This window comes from Psychrobacter sp., assembly GCF_018260395.1.
In the GTDB taxonomy this organism is placed as follows: domain Bacteria; phylum Pseudomonadota; class Gammaproteobacteria; order Pseudomonadales; family Moraxellaceae; genus Psychrobacter.
In genome coordinates this window covers 1-20,268 of record NZ_JAGLBC010000039.1, presented here as the reverse complement: position 1 = coordinate 20,268, position 20,268 = coordinate 1, and the positions used below count along the sequence as shown (strand labels likewise).

The following is a 20,268-nucleotide window of genomic DNA, read 5'->3' as shown; positions in this document are numbered from 1 at the left end:
TAAGATTTAAACCTATTGTAAAGCTACTTATAATGACCACTTTTTCACTTACTATCAAAGAAATACTTTCAACCTCATCGACTGCTCAAAACAGTTTACCCTTGCCATTGGTGGATCCTATTAAGGTTGAAGGTAATGTCAATCGAAAGCATTTATACCACGAGATACAGAATTTTAATATTACATCCGATGTCAATGGCTTTGATACATCAGAGCAAACCCATTCGTTTTTAGAATTTGAAATAGGCATTGATGAAGTAGGGCGTGGGCCTTTGTATGGCAGTGTAGTAATTTCGGGCGCTATTTTGCCCAATAAATGGTCGGCTTTAATAGAGCATAACCCTTTGCAAGATACACCACTGTCTGTGCTAACTGATTCAAAGAAGCTGAGCGAATTGAAGCGTGAAAGCCTATATGAGCCTATTAAACAACAAGCAATTGCCTATGCAACTGTAGAAATTCCAGCTGCTGTGATAGATGATGTCAATATTTTGCAAGCCACAATGCTTGGGATGAGAGTGGCAGGCGAGCAGCTTATGATACATACCTTTAACGCCATTCAATATAGTTTAAAGAATGCGACCATGCCAGCCATAAGCTTTAAATTATTAATAGACGGTAATAAACTGCCAGATTTAGATTGGCAGTTGCTACAACGTCATGGTATTGGTAATTATAGTGGCTCAACCTGTTTAGTAAATAGGGAAGCTTGGGTCAAAGGTGATGCTCGTCATACTGCCATAGCTGCTGCGAGTGTATTGGCTAAAGTTAGTCGTGACAGACAGATTATCTCTGATAGTGTCATTTATCCTGGTTATGGTCTAGAGAGTCATAAGGGTTACCCCACCAAAGCACATATCGAAGCCATTCAAAAATTGGGAGTGTTACCGCAACATAGACGTAGCTTTAAGCCGGTAAAGCTAGCTTTGATGATAATTTAGTAACGATGACAAATCAGTAGCAATGAGTTGTTAAATTCAAGTGTTGGCAGATTTGAATTTGTCAGACTTTCATATTATAAGACTTTAATAATGACATCAATAATGACATCTGCCATAAAGTAGCTAATCTAAATTAGTGATTCTATTTTACTTTATTGTTGCTTCTTATCAATAGGGTGCTGTTTTAAGTGTTGATGCAAGATCTTACGTAAGGTTAAAACGGCTTCGGGTGTATCTTGAATTCCATGGCCACCCTTGATTATGGTTTCACTGGCTGCACCTTCTAAATGAGAGCTTTTATAAGGTACAATGCCGTCAGATAGCGTAGCAGGACTAACTACTTGAGCCATATCATCAGTTATGTCAGCAATTTTATCAGCAGCATTATTGTTGGTATCAGCATTATTTTTACCACTTTTAGAGGATTCAGCAGAATTATCTTCTGTAGTACCTCCTAAATTTGTACTACTAATTCCCGCTTTAAGAATCTGAGGTGATGCTTGGTCAGCCAAGACTGTATCTGGCGTAGTAGTTAATTTTAAACGCAATAATCCTTGATAAAGATCTGAGTCTCTATTGGCAATTATAGAATGATAGGTTACGTCATCAGCTATTTTTAAATCAGCAGTTAATTTCATAAATGAGGACTTATCACTCAATTGGCTGGCACCATTTTGAAAATAAAGTGCACCAAGTGGATTACTTGCTAGTTCACCCTCTGTAGCAATACTAGCTAAATTACCAGTAATAGTTTGAATAAAACCAAGCGGAAGATGAATAACCCGCCTTAATAATTGGGTAAACCAGCGGTCTGCGAAATCAGTGCCTCTAAAGGGGGCAGAAATAAATACAGCGGTATCAACACTTTTCAGTTTTTTTAACTGTAACCTATTTAATAAGTTTTCTTTGCCTAACTGATCATTAACCAGTTTACTGAGTCGAACTGTATTTTCTTCTTGCGACAATCGATTGAAGTTATCGCGCAGATTCTCATTGGACACCAACATTCGCCCAATAACTGCCCCCATGCTGTGGCCAATTAATACTGAGTCATGGCTAGCTATGTGCTGTGAATTAGGGTCGTTAATCTTATAAGCGGTTTCGATCAGTTCTTGAATTCTATAGCGATTTTCTAATATTGGAATATTCGTTGGATAGAAAATTTGCCACACTTGATAATTATCACGCAACTCTTTGTCATTTGAAATATCATTGGTAATACTAATCCAAGTCGCCGGACTAGAAGCTAGACCATGCAACATGATGATAATGCGTTTATTGGGGTCATAAGGTTCAAGCATAAACAACTGAGGCAATACAAGACTTTGCTGCTTGGCTAATAGGCTAAAGTAGCCAACATTATCAAGTTGGTTTTCGGCCAACCACATACCATAGCTTGCTGAAAAGTTCGCCGCAAGGTAAAAAGGTTTTCCTAGGATATCTATTGTCTCGGTATAATGTGGATTATATAGTTTGATATCGTATTTATTGCTGGCCAATACATCTTTTAGAGTATCACCTTCTGGAAGCACCACACCTGTTAAAAGCAGATTTCCCGTTTGATGAATTCTATCAACTGGGTTTTTTGAGTTAAGCTGTTTATTGGCTGTTCCAATTAAGGTTTTTATTGAAGTATCAAGACGATTATCTAATAGAGTAACGTAGCTAATACCAACCCCTTCGCGCTCACTTATTGTGTTAAGCCCCGAAAAACTTAAGTCATGACTGGCGTACAGTTTGTCTATACTGTTATTGTGAGTTTTAGTATTTTGTAAATATTCAGGATCATTTGGTAGGTAGATATCAATAGAGGTATCAGCATTTTTATTTAAAATGGTGGTTTGTAATTCAAGTGCTTTTTTTTGCACCTCTGTGGTTGCGGCTTCGTTTTTTGACGTTTTATTTGATTGTAGATAATCATTTTGGTCAATGGGAGGGAAGGTGAAATTTAGTACCTTTACTAGATCTCCATTCTTTATACCGTTTATAGTATTGGCTTGTATAGTATTGGCTTGATCCAACTCATTGGCTTTCGATGAACTGCTATCACTAACCAATTGTGGACTTATATAGGAGGTTATTTTACTTGATTGATTAGTATCATCTTTAAGATCATAAAGTTGTTTTATTAGTGCATCCGAAGCTGTGTTATAAATATCTTGAGTTTGGATATCTAAATTGGTAGGTAGATTATTGGGTTTGGTGGGCACTTCACTATCGGATTGAGTATTCGGGTTTAGCTGAGCATAAAACAAATAACCGTAACTGTTTTTTATGGCATTTAATAGATTATCTCGATATGCTGTATTGCATTGTTTCAGATAGTTAAAAAACTCGCTACGTTGCTGAGCGGTCTTAGGCGCATTGGTATAATAAGGATCTATTGGAGGTCGATCAATTCTTTTGACACAACTTTCAGAATCAGCAATAGATTTCGCTTTAGCCATATGAATCTCTGCTAATAAAGCAAGATGCTCTTTACTATTCTTATTTATGAATCCTTTATCAACCCTATTAAGACATTTATCAAAATCATTTAGGCACTCATCTGCAGGCATGCCCATAGAAATCAGCAATGACGAACTTTTATTGCTTAACCTGCTACTGGTGACAATATTGTCTCGATTATTAACGATGGTTTGACCAGAGTTTTTTTGGTCAACAGAAACTGTGCTACAAGACGCAGTTATTAAGAGACTTGAAGCTATAGCTATACAAGAAGTCAGCTTTAATAATTTTAGGTTATTATGCATGAATATGTCCGAAACCAAAGACTTATAGACATATATAAAGGTTATGCCATAAGAATGAATTATGGAACTAAATACTTATTATTGGAATGATATAATTAATAATACTCTATTATTAACCAATTAGTATGACAATTGCGAAGTAAACTGATGCAGATAACTTATATAGAAATATAAGCAAAAGTAAAATCTAAAACCATAAAGCCACAATTAAGTGGCTTCATGAGTTTTTTATAAGTAGTTTCTAATCTCATTCTAATCATAAGACAACATAATTAAATGAGGATGATGAAAATTAATCACCACTCTATTTTTTTGGAACCGGAATGTCCCAAATGTAGTATTTTCCAGCATCAATAATTTCGATTTGCTTAGCAATAGTCGTGTCACTTGGATACTTTTGCTGCAGTGTTTTTAAGCGAGACAAGGCAGCTGAACGTTTGTCATTTAATAAATCAGACTGGGCCAAACTTTGTTCTGCTTCTCTATAATTCTGTGATGCTGCTTTTAACAAGTATTTTTGACCTTCTTTAAAGCCGCCACCTTCAGTTAGCATCATGCCATAAATGAAGTTTGCTTCCGCACTATTTGGCTGTCTATCAATGGCTTTAGCTACAAAAGTACTGCCACGGATGGCATAGTCAGACCCTAAGTCTAAGTTACGTGCCATACCATTTAACTTAGCAGCTCTTAATAGAACATCATATGAAGCATCTTGGTTTTCAGCAAATGGACGAAGCCATTGTTCTAATTCTTTAAGCTTTTCTTTTGCATAGTAAAGATCAGATTTACTATTGAAGTTTGGTGGATAATGACGAGCATGAGGACTGATTTCGTCAATAAAGTCATCTAATAGACTTACGTCTAATAAGTCATTCGGATTATTACGAGTTTTAGGTATTAATACAGTTGGGATGTAATTTAAGTTAGATACAGTTACTGTAGGAGTTGGTATACCAGATAGGTTATTAGTAGTAATGTCTATTGAATTAATTAAAGAATCAGTTTTTAATTCATTGGCATCATATTTAACTTTGAATACTTTACCGCCGGTGGTGTCTGCATTAATAGCAGCATTGGTGTCAGTATTATCTGATATTACAGCAGTGGTAGGGCCTGAAGTTGAGCCTGAACTAGTGCTTGAAGTTGGTAGTGATTCACAGCCTGTCGCTACTAAGCTGACCAATAAAGCACTTGAAAAAAGTTTCGCCGAAACCGATTTATTCATTATTAGGTCCTTATAAATAATCGTAATTAATGATGGGGGATATTCATCCAAAATAGATAACCAGTACAAAATTTTTAATAGGTAAGTATAGCTAATACAACAATATAAATTGAACTTGACGGGTTTTTAGATACAATAAGAGCCATAACATATCAATTTTATACTCATCAATAAAGAGGGCTGTTGTAAATTTAACTTATAAAAAAGCATTGTATGAAAGTATATAATTTTTAAACGATTTAAATTTTAAAATATTAAAGTCAATAGCTATGTTTAAGGCTATTAACTATAGCTTATGCTCATATTTTTATTTAAAAGTTATAAATGATATGCCAAGCTTTTCATACGATTGGCCATCCAACGCATAGATACCCTAACAGGTGCTGACAATGCGTGTCCGCCATGGTTAAGCGCCGTCTCACGATGTTGAAGTTCTTCAAGATTCATTTGTGTTAATATTTCTTTACTTCGTATGTCTTGCTGTGGCAATGAATGAATATGGTCCTGCAAATGTTCACTAACCTGTGCTTCTGTCTCAGCAACGAACCCTAAGCTGAACTCGTCAGAAATAATACCTGCAATAGCACCTAAACCAAAAGAAAGGCCATACCAAATGGGTGTAAAAACACTAGGGTGGCTGCCTAATTCATCAAGACGAGTTTCACACCATACCAAATGATCAATTTCTTCATCCGCAGAGTGTTGCATAGCCTGTTTAACTTGTACATCTTTGGCTGTAAAAGCTTGACCATGATACAAACCTTGCGCACATACCTCTCCAGTATGATTAATACGCATAAGCCCCGCCACATGGCGAGACTCGTTGATAGATAGTTCGGGTATTTTGTCAGAGCTAACAGGTAAAGGGCGTGCAGTCTGATTAGAATGTGGAATTATAGATCGCAAACTGCTATCAAAGCCGACAATAGCACGGTCAATAAAACTTAAATTTTTAGACATAACTGACCTTTATGTTTTTTGATATTTATTTATATTGTTAATGATAAAATTATAGATGATTAAAACTGTAGCCAAATTATTTAAGATCTACTGTAGCCCCGCCTTCAATATTTGCAAAGACTTCAAGAACGTCCCAGTTGGTCAAGCGTACACAACCTGCAGAAGCTTGGCGGCTAATACCTTCTGGAATTGGAGAGCCATGAATACCATATGACGGTTTGGATAATCCCATCCACACTACACCAACTGGATTATTTGGTCCCGGAGGTAGCATGAATATTTGTTTTTTGTCGCCATTTGACACAGTAGACTTGTACCAAGGCATTTTAACTTTATTAACAATTTTATAGCTACCAGTTGGAGAAGGGGTTGTAGTACTGCCAACAGTGGTTGGATAGGTAGCAACAAGCTTATCTCCATTGTAAGCGTATAAAGTTCTAGCAGCTTTATCGGCTACAACATGGTTAATACTATTCTTTAGTGGGTCACCTACGTTTAGTACTGTTAAAACTTCACCTTCAGAGAAGGTCTTGCCTTTATTCAGTTTTTCAAGATAGCGCACATCCATATGGAAGCGTTCACCTAACATCTCTTTAATATTTTGGTAGTATAACCCTTTCATTTTGGATTTGGCTTCTGAACCTGAGGGTGTCGGTGCAAAATTTGTATTCACATCGTCTTGGGTTAAGGTGTACTGAACCAATACAGGTTGATTTGGATTTATATTTTTAATTAAAGCATTCCAAGTAGCTGTGTCCATTTTACCTGTGCTAGGTAAGCCTTTCATTGTTTGGAAGTTAGCCAACGCCTTGGTGCTGTTCATACCCCAGCCACCATCAACAGGACCCGGTGAAGCATGGTTCCAGTCTAGTAATGCTTGCATTTTTACCGACATTGCGGTGTTTTTTCGCATATTAGGGGTCCAAACCGCGCCGTTTACTGCACGAGCGTAGTTCGAAAGATTGGTCGTTTTGTATATCTTTCCGTCTTTGTTCTCGATACTCTTAATCGAATCTTCATCAATAATAGACGTGGGTGCTGTAACTACCTCACCCTCTACAACATCATTATTGGTCTGTTCGGCTATTTCATGGTTTACTTCATTTTGAATAGCGATATCTTCTGCATCATCGCTTGACAATTCAGCCTTTTCATCAGCTATCTTTGCTTTTTGCAAAGCATCTTGATGTTTTTGATTATTAGCATCATTGATTAGTTGCTGTAGACTATCTACAGGTTTGGCTTGGTCTTTGGCACTGGTAACCGCAAATGCAGAGCCACTAAAGGCAAATAAAGTAGCAGCTATAGTAGCAACAAGAAATGTTGGAGCGAATTTAGTAGCAGCTTGGGAAGTTGTAGGTTTCACATACATAGTCATACAAGTATTCACAATAAAAAAAAGGTGTAGCTATTATGCGACGAAAAGTTGCTAGTGGCAAATATTAACCACAAAATTGAAAGTAACCGTAACAATTGAGCTATCTTATAGCTGATACAACCAAATGCCTAAAGTTATTAAGCAAATGTCTAAAGTTATAAACCTAAATAAAGAGTATATGATAGCGAATAAAAATATGATTTAAATGTATAATCAACATAATAAAGTCACTAAAACTAATTTAATTTTTGATTAAAATTTCATATAGAATGAGTCACTAGAAGTTTTAGAATACTATAAAACACAGTAACATAACTTAGTAATTGAAATAGCAGATTAAATATGTCAATAGATAATTCAAGCTTCGACCAAGCAATGAATACCAATGCCGCTTTATCTTCCCTTGATGCTCAAGCTTTACTCGCTCAAATACAAGGCTCTGAAGAGCAAGGCTCTGAAATACAAGGTATAGAGGATGATTTATTACAGAATTCATTAAATGGACAGTTCGATGTCTTAACTAAAGATTGCGAAGAAGCAGCAGACAGCTTATATACCATTCGAGATTTTATCCGTTTTTGTGTTACTCAGTTACGTAATTACGAGGTCGTTGTGGCGCAAGGAACGAATGACGTCTTTGCTGAAGCTGCTGCCATTGTATTACATACCTTGTCTTTGGATTGGTCGGCAGATGAACAGATTCTAGACTGCCGCTTAACGCCATCTGAGAAGGGTGAAGTAATGTCCTTATTACAGTCGCGAATTGTTTACCGAAAGCCGCTAAGCTATCTGGTTAACTTGGCTTATTTCTGCGACTTACCATTTTATGTTGATGAACGTGTACTTATTCCCAGATCCCCTATTGCTGAGCTGATTCGGCAACAGTTTTATCCCTACTTTCAAACCAATGAATATGCTCAGCCTTTAGGAGCAGATTCTACGCCAGATATGCCTTCGTTTTATTTACATGGGCTAGAAAACAAACAGCTATATCAGCCCGAACGTATTCTAGACTTATGTACAGGGTCAGGGTGTATCGCAGTTGCAGTTGCCAGCAGATTTAAAGATGCTTTAGTTGATGCGGCAGACATAGATACCTCAGCATTAGAAGTAGCAGCCGTTAACGTTGAGCATCATGGTATGGAGCACCAGTTAAATCTTATTGAGTCTGATTTATTTGATAAGATTCCAGCGGAAAATCAGTACGAACTAATTGTTACCAATCCGCCCTATGTAGATGCCGCAGCAATGGCAGAATTACCCCCTGAATTTATTCATGAACCTGAACATGCCTTAGCAGCGGGTCAAGATGGTTTAGACCTTGTACACAAAATTCTGAATGAAGCGGCAGATTATTTATCACCAGAAGGTCTATTGGTGTGTGAAGTAGGGGACAGCGACTGGGCATTACGTCAAGCGTATCCCGATATCCAATTTAGCTGGTTAACTTTCGCTCGAGGCGGGAATGGTATTTTTGCTATTGATCGCGAAGAATTGGTAAATAATCGTCACTTGTTTGCAACTCAAGTGGCGCAGTTGCAATCTTAAAAACAGCAATTTTTAAAACAGTAATCTTCAAAACAGTAATCAGGGTTAAGCAAATGATTAAGCCTTTTATCTGCAATTAATTAAGATTAGTTTTGATATGATATAAATGGATTCAAATAAGCAATATTGATTAACTACAATAAAAATGAGCATGAGTTATGGCAGGAAATAGTATTGGACAGGTATTTAGGGTCACGACATGTGGAGAGTCTCACGGAGAAGGACTAATGGCCATAGTAGATGGCATTCCTCCAGGAATGGCGTTGACTAGTGCGGATTTACAACTAGATTTAGACCGTCGTAAGCCCGGTACCTCCAAATTTGCCACCCAGCGCCGTGAGCCTGATGAGGTGGAGATAATTTCTGGCGTTTTTGAAGGCAAGACGACCGGTACTTCTATAGGTCTATTAATTCGTAATACCAATCAAAAATCTAAAGATTATAGTGAGATCAAAGATACCTTTCGTCCTGGTCATGCCGATTATACGTATAGCATGAAGTATGGCTTCCGCGACTATAGAGGTGGTGGTCGCTCTTCTGCTCGTGAAACAGCCATGCGAGTAGCAGCTGGTGCGATTGCAAAAAAATATTTACAACAGCGATTGGGTATAACCATTCATGGTCATGTGGTTCAAATGGGCAGTGAATGTACTACCTCTCAAGACCCTAGTAGCATTAATTGGCAGTTTGTTAATAGCAATCCATTCTTTTGTGCTGATGCCGATGCTATTCCGAGATTTGAATCTTTAATTGAGCGTTTAAGAAGAGAAGGTACCAGCTGTGGGGCTAAGCTTGAAGTTATCGCTTCAGGCGTGCCTGTTGGATTAGGTGAACCAGTTTTTGATCGATTAGATGCTGATATTGCTCATGCCATGATGAGTATCAATGCGGTAAAAGGCGTTGAGATTGGTGATGGCATGAGCGTTGCTGAACAGTTTGGACATACGTCTCGCGATGAGTTAACCCCAGAGGGTTTTACCGCCAACCATTCAGGTGGTATTTTAGGCGGTATTTCATCGGGTCAAGATATCAAGGTGAGTATCGCCCTTAAACCAACCTCAAGTATCACTACGCCGGGTAAAAGTATTGATGTTGACGGCAACTCAATAGACATGTTAACCAAGGGTCGTCATGACCCATGTGTTGGAGTTCGAGCTACGCCTATTGCGGAAGCTATGCTAGCTATAGTGTTGCTAGACCACTATTTACGTCATCGTGGTCAAAATGCGGATGTGAAACCACCAGTTTCTGCGATTGCATAATTAAAAGCTTATAACTTAATCTATATTTAGCCTTTAACTTCATTAGTTGTTTGTTCTAATTGATAAATCCACTGCTGATATTGAATGTAGTGGATTTAAATATAAAGATTCAATTAATTAATAAGACGTATCAAAGTGCCATAATAATAAGTTTCTTTGAGTTTAAACTTCTTAAAATTCTCAGCTATTACTAGCTATAAAAAAGAGCATTTAACAATAAAACAGAGCACAAATAAAAATTTAATTTATTAATACTTTTTATGATAGTTAACGAATCAATTTATTGAGGATGTTATGACTGAATCAAATAACGACAATAATTTAGAAACCCATTCACAGTATGAACAAGGTAGTGCTCAATCGGCTAAGGTGACTGATGAACAAGTCATAAATTGGATTAAATCACGTCGTAGCATTGGCAACCTAACCATACCTGCTCCAAAGCATCATCAAGTTGAGGCAGCCATTGAGTGTGCTATGACAGCGCCTGACCATAAAAAGTTACAACCTTGGCGCTTTATCGTTACAGAAGGTCAACAAAGACATGCTTTTGGCAGGGCCTTATTAGCAGCAGCTCAAGCTAAGGCAGTGCTTGAAGGCACAGATCTTGATGAGCGTACGGCAGATAAAACTTTAAAGATGCCTTTAAGAGCTCCGATGATTATAACGGTTGTCACTAACATGAAGTATCATGAAAAAGTGCCTCAGTTTGAGCAGTTGTTGAGTGCAGGTGCTGCAGTACAAAATTTGCTTTTAGCCTTAAAAGCTCAGGGTTTCAGTACCGTGTGGCGTACAGGACCTTTAGCCAATGAGCCTGAGGTTAAGCGTTATTTTAATGTAGGCGATGAAGATTATGTTATTGCCTTTGTCTATGTCGGTAGCAGCCATTGTACTATGCCCACTCGAGAGGATATAGATACAACTGAGTTCATTAAGTTTGACTCATAGTAAGGGATATTTAGTAGCGATCTTTTAAATTCGTATATTAACTTCTTATAGTAATACTATTTAATATTTAATTAAAACTTCAATCAATCCATTTTATAATTTAAATCCATAATTTTTAAAACCTAGAGAGTAAGCTTATGTCTGCTGACCATAAAAACAGTGAAGTTGATGAAAAACAAAAGGATCAATCCGAAATAATCGCAGAGACTAATGCAGAGGACGAGGTAAAACAACAATTTAGTGAGTCACAAGAAGACAAGTCAGTATTTAATTCTGGGCTTCTAGCCAGTCTATTCGATAAAGCAAGTAAAATTAAGTCTAAACGTGATAATGCTGGTTTAAATCCTGAAGAAATTGAAAAAACTGTACTAAATAATATGACGAAACCTGAAGGTGTGAAAGCACCACAACAACTGCGTTTGGCATTCTTGGGTGGGGGCAGCTTTGGGACTGCCATGTCTAATTTATCGGCACGCAATGGCTGTAATTCTACTCTTTGGGTCCGTAATAAACGTACTGTTAAATCACTGCAAAAAACGCGTATTAATAAAAAATATTTGCCCGGTTATACCTTAGATGAACGCTTGAAATATGAGCATGATTTAAAAACTGCTGTTCAAGATAAAGATATTATCTTTGTAGCAGTGCCAAGCTCAGCCTTTAGAGAGACACTAAAAAATATCCGTCCCTATTTAAGCGGTCAGTCTATTGTATCTTTGACCAAAGGTATGGAAAAAGACACCTTTAGTTTAATGAGCGACATCATTAAAGAAGAGCTTCCGGAAGTAAATTTTGGCGTGATGTCAGGCCCAAATTTAGCGGTTGAAATTATGCAGAATATGCCTTCTGCTTCTGTAATAGCTAGCGATTCTGAATTGTTGCGTCATGCGGTTCAATCTGCATTACATAGTGCATTCTTTAGAATATTTTCTTCAGATGATATTAAAGGCGTAGAACTTGGCGGCGCACTAAAAAATATTTATGCAATCGCTATGGGTATGGCAGCATCTTATAACGTTGGTGAAAATACTAAGGCGATGCTGTTGACCAGAGCGTTAGCTGAAATGAGCAGATTTGGAGTCGCTACAGGGGCTAATCCCTTAACATTCTTAGGTCTATCTGGTGTTGGCGATTTATATGCTACTTGTAGTTCCGAGCTTAGCCGTAATTACCGTATTGGCAATATGTTAGGTAAGGGCATGAGCATCGAAGCGGCTGTTAAGAAACTTGGCCAAACTGCTGAAGGGGTGAACACCATTCAACAGGTTCATGAAAAAGCAACGAAGCTTGGGATTTATATGCCGATTACGCACGCGTTATATGCGGTTATATATGATGACCAAGCGGCATTGGGCGTTGCGTTAAATTTAATGGAAACTGGCTTTAGAAGTGATGTAGAGTTCGTTATGCCTCATGAATATAGTAATGAGGCATTAAATGCACAAATGACTGCGGCCACTACCAAATAAAATTTTAGCAAACATACGGGATATATTGATATGAAAGTTATTCTAATGCGTCATGGCGAAGCAGAACGTCAAACTCAACAAGATTCAGAGCGTACTTTGACTGATTTAGGTCAGCAACAAGCCGCCGAAACTGCGCAATATATCGTTGATAAATATAATCCAGATCTATTTATAGTCAGCCCTTATGTCAGAGCACAGCAAACTTTACAAGCTTTAACGACTCTTAAGCCTGATGTACCTGTAAAGGTGCAATCGAATATAACTCCAGAGGATGAACCAACAAGAGCCTTACATGATTTAACGGACGTGGAAGTAGGGTGTGTAGTGGTGGTATGTCATATGCCGATAGTAGCTAAAATGGCTGCTTTATTAACTGCCGATGTGCCTGAGTCTTATCATTTGGCAGAAGCTCGTATTTTTGATGCCGAACTTATTGCACCTGATATGGGTTCTGAAATTGATCGTTATGTTCCTAAGTTAAGCCTTTAAGGCTTTTAAGTATAAGCTAAGTTTTCAATATTAAAAGTTTTGAAGCTTAAAGACCACGACTTCTATTATTAATTCATTTACGTTTAACGCTAAAGGGGAGTGTTATGGAAAATAATCGCGACACACGCCAAACGACTCAGCTTGATGAACCAGATTTATCACTACCTTTAAGCAGTATAGATAAGACAACGCTTCAGCATTCTCAACTTGCTAAAACGTCCTTAAGCACTGACTCTTTAATAAGTAAAGAGCAAGAGGCGTCATTGGTTCGTTATAATCACATCACGTATTTACTATATGTATTAAGTTATTTCACAGCGGGTCTACTGTGGATTGTTCCTATTATTATGAACTATGCACGTCGTAAACAAGCTGAAAATACTTGGTTAGCTACCCACTTTGATTGGCAAATCAAAACTTTTTGGTACAGTATTGTATTTGGCATTATAGGTACAGTGCTAGCAGTAATTGGTTTAGGCGGGCTTGGTATAGGCGTATTTTCAGCTAGCTCAAATATGTCATTAGGGTCGACAGCTTTGGTCGTAACTGGAGGGATTATCTTTTTATTTGCTTTTATATGGCATATATATCGTATTGTCAAAGGCTGGATTGCGCTGTCAGATAATAGACCTGTGCAATAATCAAATTCAATAATCAAAAATTGAAATTGGCTAAATTATAACGTAAATTTTTTTAGAATGTTATTGCAAATAAAGCTGGGTTAACTATATCAAACACGTTAATTGAGCCTTATTGAAATAGGGCTTAATCAAATCGGGCTTAGTAATAGATGCTTAGTAATAGATAAGGATGTTTACTCTATTTTTAAGCCTTTTTCATTTAACTTATTGAGACCCTTAGTAATTATTAGTTAGCACTAATCGATGATTTGAGGTCATTATACTGTTATAATCAATAGCTTATTAGTAGAACACACCATAATCTTAAGTAAACTTATCTTTTTTTATCTAAGAGTAATGCCGCATAGCTATTCTCTAAATTTACTTAATTAACAGCAGGTTATCTAGCGTTATGTCCTACGCCTTATTACGTCCTTTCTTGTTTAATTTAGACCCTGAGCATGCTCATGACTTAACCCTTCAGCTTTTAGAAAAGGCACACAAAACACATACCTTGGGCTTTGTCTATTCTCAACAATCGTTGCCAACAGAATGTATGGGCTTACAATTTGCAAATCCTGTTGGTTTGGCAGCAGGACTTGATAAAAATGGTCGTTATATAGATGCTTTAGCTGAGTTGGGATTTGGGTTTATTGAAGTTGGGACTGTGACACCTCGCCCACAACAGGGTAATGACAAACCTAGAATGTTCAGAATTAAAGAAGCAGATGCCATTATTAACCGTATGGGCTTTAATAATATGGGTGTCGATCATTTAATTGAAAACGTAAAAAGTTGTAAGTACCGAGGTAACATTGGTATTAATATAGGAAAAAACGCAGTAACACCTGTTGAAAATGCAGCAGATGACTACATATATTGTTTGGACCGAGTGTATCCTCATGCCTCGTATATTACCGTTAATATTTCATCACCTAATACTAAGAACCTTCGTGACTTACAAAGTGGTGATGCTTTAACGGAACTATTAGACAGTATTAAAAACCGTCATAGCCAATTGGCTACCGACTATGGATTTTATGTGCCAATGCTGTTGAAGGTTGCCCCTGACTTGACGGAAGAACAAGTAGATTATATCGCAAAGCAATTAATTGAGTTTGAGATTGATGGACTTATTGCTACCAATACTACTTTAAGCCGAACAGGGGTTGAAGATTTACCTCATGGCAATGAGGCTGGAGGGCTTTCGGGTCGCCCAGTGGGGCATTTGAGTACTCAGATAATTGAACAATTTCATGAGCGACTAGAAGGTAAATTACCAATTATCGGTGTAGGCGGTATAGACAGTGGCGATAAAGCAGTTCGTAAGCTTGATGCCGGAGCCAGTATGGTTCAGCTGTATAGTGGCATGATTTATAAAGGACCAAAATTGGTACAACAGTGTGTTGAAGCGATAACCAGTTATCGTGATAACTTGCTGTAAATCATGATTACATTTAGGTCTTCACATTATTGAATGAAAGCTAGGATGAATGCATGGGTTTATTAGATATTATCATAGCTGTAATCGTGCTGGCAGGTTTATGGCGAGGATTTAATGCAGGGTTTATCCGTAGCTCAATTGCTTTAGTTGGTTGGTTTATAGCACTATTGGCGGCCACCCGTTTAGCAGATGATGTAGCCCCATATATGGCTAAATTTGTAAGCTCTCCAGTATTACAGACTGGGGCTGGATTTTTAGCAGTGGTGTTATTAGTGCTGCTCATTATTCAGTTAATAACATTTTTAGTATCCGGTATTGTAAAGGGTCTAAAATTAGGCTTTGTTGATCAGCTGGCAGGTGGTGTATTGGGTGCTGCAAAAAATATCCTTGTGGTTTTGGTCATGTTAAGTATCTCGGCGCCGGTTATTGTTAAGACTTCTTTATGGCAGTCCTCTGTAATTGCACCAGAATTATTTCCCTATGCACCTTTTGCAAAAGATTTTACGACTAAAGTATTGGGTGAGGCATGGCAACAAATTGACATGCCTGATTCGCAACCAGCAGGCTCAGAAGAAGTTACTCAATAAATAACGAGTGAGTTGTTTAATTCGTTACCAAAAAAGCAACAGGTTTTTATAAACTTGCTGCTGACTCAGCAAATAAAGTTAAATTTAGCCACTAATAAATAAATCTTTTAACCTCTAGAGTATATTTTAAAAGGATAGAGTATGTGTGGAGTTGTAGGTGTTGCAGCACATGAGCCCGTTAACCAAGTGTTGTATGATGCATTAACCGTGCTTCAGCACCGTGGTCAAGATGCTGCCGGAATCGTGACCATGAAAGATGGACGTTTTTATTTACGTAAAGACAATGGCATGGTTCGAGATGTGTTTATGACACGTCACATGATGCGATTGGTTGGAGATTTTGGCGTTGGCCATGTCAGATACCCTACTGCTGGAACTTCAAGTAGCGCAGAGGCACAACCTTTTTATGTGAATTCACCATATGGTATCACTTTAGCCCATAACGGTAATTTAACCAATGCTGAAAAACTTGCCAAAGAATTGTACCAGGATGATTTGCGTCATTTGAATACCAACTCTGATTCTGAGGTGTTGCTTAACGTTTTAGCGCATGAAATTCAAGCTTTGGGAAAAACACAACCGACTCCGGAAGACATTTTTGATGCTATTAGCTCGATGTATAAGCGAATTGAAGGTGCGTATGCTGTAGTTGCCCTAATCACAGGTCAAGGTCTCGTTGCTTTTAGAGATCCAAATGGTATTCGTCCGTTAATTTATGGTGAGCGTATAACTGCTGATGGCCAAACTGAATATATGGTGGCTTCGGAATCTGTCGCTTTAACAGGTTCTGGTTTCAAGGTAGTTCGTGATGTTAAACCAGGTGAAGCGATCTTCATTGATTTAAATAATAATCTGCATACCCGTCAATGTACTGAGCCAAAACAATATACTCCCTGTATGTTTGAATACGTTTATTTTGCACGTCCTGACTCAATTATTGACAATATTTCTGTTTACAAAGCCCGATTACGTATGGGAGAGAAGTTGGCTCAAAAGATTCGTAATGAGTGGGGCGAAAATCATGAGATTGATGTGGTTATTCCAATTCCTGATACCTCTCGAACTTCTGCTATGGAATTGGCGCTTAACCTAAATGTTAAGTACCGTGAAGGCTTCATGAAAAATCGTTATATTGGTCGAACCTTCATCATGCCTGGTCAACAACAACGAAAAAAATCAGTACGCCAGAAATTAAATGCGGTGCCATTAGAATTTAAAAATAAAAACGTATTGTTGGTAGATGACTCTATTGTACGTGGGACTACGTGTCATGAAATTATTCAAATGGCTCGTGATGCTGGTGCCAATAAAGTATTTTTTGCCAGTGCTGCGCCACCAGTGAAATACCCAAATGTATATGGTATCGATATGCCAGTACGTCATGAACTGATTGCAGCTGGTCATAGTGTAGAAGAAGTTCGTCAAATTATTGGTGCAGATCGTCTTATTTTCCAAGATTTGGATGATTTGATTGATGCGGTTCAAGATACTAAGCATAGTAAAGTAGAAGGCTTTGATTGTGCAGTATTTGACGGTAAGTACATTACAGGTACTATTACTGATGAATACTTAGAGTATTTACAACAACAGCGTAACGATCAAGCTAAAGCAAAATCAGGCGGTATGGAAGTCATTGGCAGTACACCAGAAACCCCAGTTGATATGACAGGTATTCAAGAAAATTAAGGTTTTGAATTAAGATTGTCATAGCAGATGATTTTTTAAAGTTTATAAAAAAAGTCGACAATCCACTCGGTTGTCGACTTTTTAATTTTATAGTCAATAGCTTATATTTAAAAAACAAAATGCAATTAGTAAAAGCCCAATAACTTCCACCAAATCAAGCCTGAACCAATCCAAATAACAAGGTTGACAAAACTCATTATAAAGCCAATTGTCCACCATTCACGTAATGTAGTATAGCCTGAATTGAATATAACTGGAGCAGTACCAGTTGCATAATGGGTTAGGGTCATCATGATATTACCGGCAGCTGCCAATATTAAAGCATATAGCATGGGTGGCGCACCCAACGATAAGCCAACTGCATAAAAAGCGGCGAACATGGCCGTTACATGGGCAGTGGTACTGGCAAAAAAGTAATGCATGTATAAGTAAACCAAGGTTAATATCGCTACAGCACCAATCCAACTAAAGCCAGTCATACCGATTGCAGTTTCGATATTGGTAGAAAACCAAGTAATCAGACCTAATTTGTTCAAGAAGTCTGCCATCATTACTAAGGCCCCAAACCAGACAATGGTATCCCAAGCTGACTTCTCTTTGAGCACATCTTCCCAATTTAATACACCAGTGATAAGTAACGCAGAAAGACCAATAAAAGCCGTAGCTGTTGCATCAATAGCAAATTGATCACCAAAAATTAAGGCCGGTATATTTGCCCATAGTAATAACATTAGACCAAATACCGCTAGCATAATTTTTTCATGACTAGTGACCACGCCTAATTTTGCCAAATTATCGCTAGCATATTGTCTAGCATCAGGCGTTTGTTTAACCTCTGGTGGATAAATCAAATAAATAACTAAAGGCATTACCAAAATACACAATAGTCCAGGGATAAACATGGCCAATGCCCAAGTTGTCCAAGATAAATGTATCTGGCTACCAGTGGCCTTATTTACCAAATCTACGACCAAAGGGTTTGGGGCGGTAGCAGTGATAAACATACCAGAGGTAATAGGGTTAGCATGGTAGTTGACCATGGCTAAATAACGACCAATCTTGTTTTGGGTGCCTTCTTCAGGGGTCGAATGAAAACTTTTAGCAATGGACAGCATAATCGGATGAATAATACCGCCACCTCGAGCCGTATTAGAAGGGGTTATCGGTGCAATTAATAGCTCAGCAGCAGCAAGTGAATAGGCAATACCAATGGTTTTTTTGCCAACGATAGAGATAAAATAGTATGCTATTCTCGAGCCTAGACCTGTTTTAATAAGTCCACGAGATATCATGATAGCGATACCAATCAACCAAATTAAGGGACTAGAGAAACTTGATAAAGCATCCTGCATGGCCTGCTTCGGCGTTTCAGCGGTAACCCCTGTCAAAGCAACTAAGGTGATTGCAATTATCGCCAACGCGCCAATAGGCAGGGCTTTACCAATAATCGCCACAATGGTTGCTATAAATAAAGCCATCAAATGCCAAGCATCTTCTGATACCCCTTCTGGAGTTGGGATAATAAACCATATTATAAAACCGATGCCTATAGCTAAAAGTGTGGGGATAAGTTTAAAAGGGAGTTTTTCAGCAGAGTCCGTCATCATAAAGCCCTTATTGTTGGAGGATCAAACAAATATCGTTAGAGTTAATTAACTACTTATATTTAGTTGCTAACTGCTATTTGTTATAGATTAAGCTCCGCTGATTTCGCCATAATACGATAGCAGCAATTACGAAACGAGAAATTAATAACCAATAGACAGAAAACCACACAACTGGCATGGCATACTGTAAACCATATATCTGATACACGCTATAAGTTAATGGAAAAAATATGACAGAGACTATAATGGCTACCTGACGAATCTTAGCGCCTGCAGTTAAACCAAACATAATGCCATCTAGCCAGTATGCTCCTGCACCTATTAACGGTAACAAGGTAGCTATCATGCGATAGTCTAGAGCCAAGTCATAAACTTCAGGTAGGTTGGTCATGATATTCAAAAAGCTAGGTAAAACAAATGCCCAAATTATAGTAAGACCTAAGGCCAGTACAAAGGTAATAATACCAGTACGTTTAACCGCAGCCAGAAACTGCTGCCTTGATTGTCTTGCTGCAGCTTGACCCGATAAGCTTTCAGCTGCAACGGCCACACCATCTAAAGCAAAAGCGGAAATACTAAGAATTTGAAGTAGTAAAGCATTCGTGGCCATGACTAAATCACCTTGCTGAGCAGATAGGCGGGTTATCCAAGCAAAGCTAAGCGTTAATAAAATAGTTCGAATAAAAATGTCTTTATTTAACGAAAAAAGACTAACCATCTTATCAAAAGCAAATATTTCAGCCATTCTGTGTTTACTGAATTTAGGTATAGTGATTCCATGTAAGGACATAGAGGCACTGTTGCTCATAGTCATTTTGGCCAACACAATCGACATCATACAACCGATTGCATATCCAATCACAGTACCGAGCGCTACACCTTTTAACCCCATGTCAAACACATATACAAAAGTTAAAGTCATAGCGATATTAATGACTGATATAAGTAGCTGTACCAACATCATTTGATTGGTTTTACCTTGTCCTGCAAACCAACCGATAAAAGCGTAGTTCATGAGCTCAAATACAATGCCATAGTAGCGGAAGTTTAAATAAGTATAAGCAGCTTCACTACTTTCAGGCTGTGCGCCTAATAGCTTTAAACCCAAAGTGAGAATAAAAGGCTTAAATAACCAAAGTATCAATGCCAGTATTAGCGCTAATCCCAAAGAACGAAACAAAATATCCGCAAGCTCGGTAGAGTGACTACTATTTCTAATTGCCTGCCTACCTAAAGCTTGCGCTGATAATCCTGAAGAGGCGTATTGTAAGAAGTTAAAACTAATAAGTATTAGTAGCCAAAGCTGTGAGGCGATCCCGAGTCCTGCTAAATGGTAGGATTTGGGAAAATG

General features: G+C 37.9%; 16 protein-coding genes. 10 read left to right on the top strand and 6 right to left on the bottom strand.

The window, feature by feature from the left end:
• Window positions 1-941, top strand: a 941-nt coding sequence (locus QZ265_RS04850) for a ribonuclease HII (protein ID WP_296403938.1), incomplete at its 5' end; no start/stop codon positions are given.
• 152 nt (window positions 942-1,093) lie between these two features.
• Here the strand turns inward: QZ265_RS04850 and QZ265_RS04845 are convergent.
• The 4 genes from QZ265_RS04845 to QZ265_RS04830 all read right to left on the bottom strand — a co-directional run bounded on the left by QZ265_RS04845 (window position 1,094) and on the right by QZ265_RS04830 (window position 7,257).
• On the bottom strand, window positions 1,094-3,694 hold the full coding sequence (locus QZ265_RS04845; RefSeq protein ID WP_296403936.1) for an alpha/beta hydrolase: 2,601 nt from the start codon (window positions 3,692-3,694) through the stop codon (window positions 1,094-1,096).
• A 304-nt stretch (window positions 3,695-3,998) separates the two neighbouring features.
• Window positions 3,999-4,919 (bottom strand): hypothetical protein, encoded by a 921-nt coding sequence (locus tag QZ265_RS04840; protein ID WP_296403935.1) that lies wholly within the window; start codon window positions 4,917-4,919, stop codon window positions 3,999-4,001.
• A gap of 318 nt (window positions 4,920-5,237) precedes the next feature.
• A complete protein-coding gene (coq7, locus tag QZ265_RS04835) occupies window positions 5,238-5,879 on the bottom strand; it encodes a 2-polyprenyl-3-methyl-6-methoxy-1,4-benzoquinone monooxygenase (RefSeq protein ID WP_296403933.1) in 642 nt (213 codons plus the stop codon).
• 76 nt (window positions 5,880-5,955) lie between these two features.
• The gene (locus QZ265_RS04830; protein ID WP_296403931.1) at window positions 5,956-7,257 is read right to left on the bottom strand and encodes a L,D-transpeptidase family protein; all 1,302 of its coding nucleotides are present in this window, start codon (window positions 7,255-7,257) and stop codon (window positions 5,956-5,958) included.
• A gap of 342 nt (window positions 7,258-7,599) precedes the next feature.
• On the opposite strand from QZ265_RS04830, the gene prmB reads away from it, so the two are divergent.
• From prmB to purF, 9 genes are all read left to right on the top strand, one after another.
• Window positions 7,600-8,805, top strand: coding sequence for a 50S ribosomal protein L3 N(5)-glutamine methyltransferase (prmB, locus tag QZ265_RS04825; RefSeq protein ID WP_296403929.1), 1,206 nt, complete (start codon window positions 7,600-7,602; stop codon window positions 8,803-8,805).
• 158 nt (window positions 8,806-8,963) lie between these two features.
• Window positions 8,964-10,067 (top strand): chorismate synthase, encoded by a 1,104-nt coding sequence (aroC, locus tag QZ265_RS04820; protein ID WP_296403927.1) that lies wholly within the window; start codon window positions 8,964-8,966, stop codon window positions 10,065-10,067.
• 369 nt (window positions 10,068-10,436) lie between these two features.
• Window positions 10,437-11,015: a nitroreductase gene (locus QZ265_RS04815; protein WP_296403941.1), complete on the top strand. Its 579-nt coding sequence runs from the start codon at window positions 10,437-10,439 to the stop codon at window positions 11,013-11,015.
• A gap of 137 nt (window positions 11,016-11,152) precedes the next feature.
• On the top strand, window positions 11,153-12,484 hold the full coding sequence (locus tag QZ265_RS04810) for an NAD(P)H-dependent glycerol-3-phosphate dehydrogenase (protein WP_296403926.1): 1,332 nt from the start codon (window positions 11,153-11,155) through the stop codon (window positions 12,482-12,484).
• A 30-nt stretch (window positions 12,485-12,514) separates the two neighbouring features.
• Complete coding sequence (gene sixA / locus QZ265_RS04805; RefSeq protein WP_296403924.1) at window positions 12,515-12,973, top strand: phosphohistidine phosphatase SixA; 459 nt, start codon at window positions 12,515-12,517, stop codon at window positions 12,971-12,973.
• Window positions 12,974-13,077: 104 nt separating this feature from the next.
• Window positions 13,078-13,614 carry a hypothetical protein gene (locus QZ265_RS04800; RefSeq protein WP_366513655.1) on the top strand — a complete coding sequence of 179 codons (537 nt, stop codon included), beginning with the start codon at window positions 13,078-13,080 and terminating at the stop codon, window positions 13,612-13,614.
• 391 nt (window positions 13,615-14,005) lie between these two features.
• Complete coding sequence (locus QZ265_RS04795) at window positions 14,006-15,037, top strand: quinone-dependent dihydroorotate dehydrogenase (RefSeq protein ID WP_296403922.1); 1,032 nt, start codon at window positions 14,006-14,008, stop codon at window positions 15,035-15,037.
• A gap of 53 nt (window positions 15,038-15,090) precedes the next feature.
• Window positions 15,091-15,624: a CvpA family protein gene (locus QZ265_RS04790; RefSeq protein WP_296403920.1), complete on the top strand. Its 534-nt coding sequence runs from the start codon at window positions 15,091-15,093 to the stop codon at window positions 15,622-15,624.
• Between the two features lie 141 nt (window positions 15,625-15,765).
• Window positions 15,766-17,310, top strand: coding sequence for an amidophosphoribosyltransferase (gene purF, locus QZ265_RS04785; protein ID WP_296403919.1), 1,545 nt, complete (start codon window positions 15,766-15,768; stop codon window positions 17,308-17,310).
• 125 nt (window positions 17,311-17,435) lie between these two features.
• On the opposite strand, the gene QZ265_RS04780 is transcribed toward purF, so the two are convergent.
• Both QZ265_RS04780 and QZ265_RS04775 read right to left on the bottom strand, forming a co-directional pair.
• The gene (locus QZ265_RS04780) at window positions 17,436-18,914 is read right to left on the bottom strand and encodes a DASS family sodium-coupled anion symporter (RefSeq protein ID WP_296403917.1); all 1,479 of its coding nucleotides are present in this window, start codon (window positions 18,912-18,914) and stop codon (window positions 17,436-17,438) included.
• 76 nt (window positions 18,915-18,990) lie between these two features.
• On the bottom strand, window positions 18,991-20,268 hold a 1,278-nt coding region (locus QZ265_RS04775), incomplete at its 5' end, for an MATE family efflux transporter (RefSeq protein WP_296403915.1).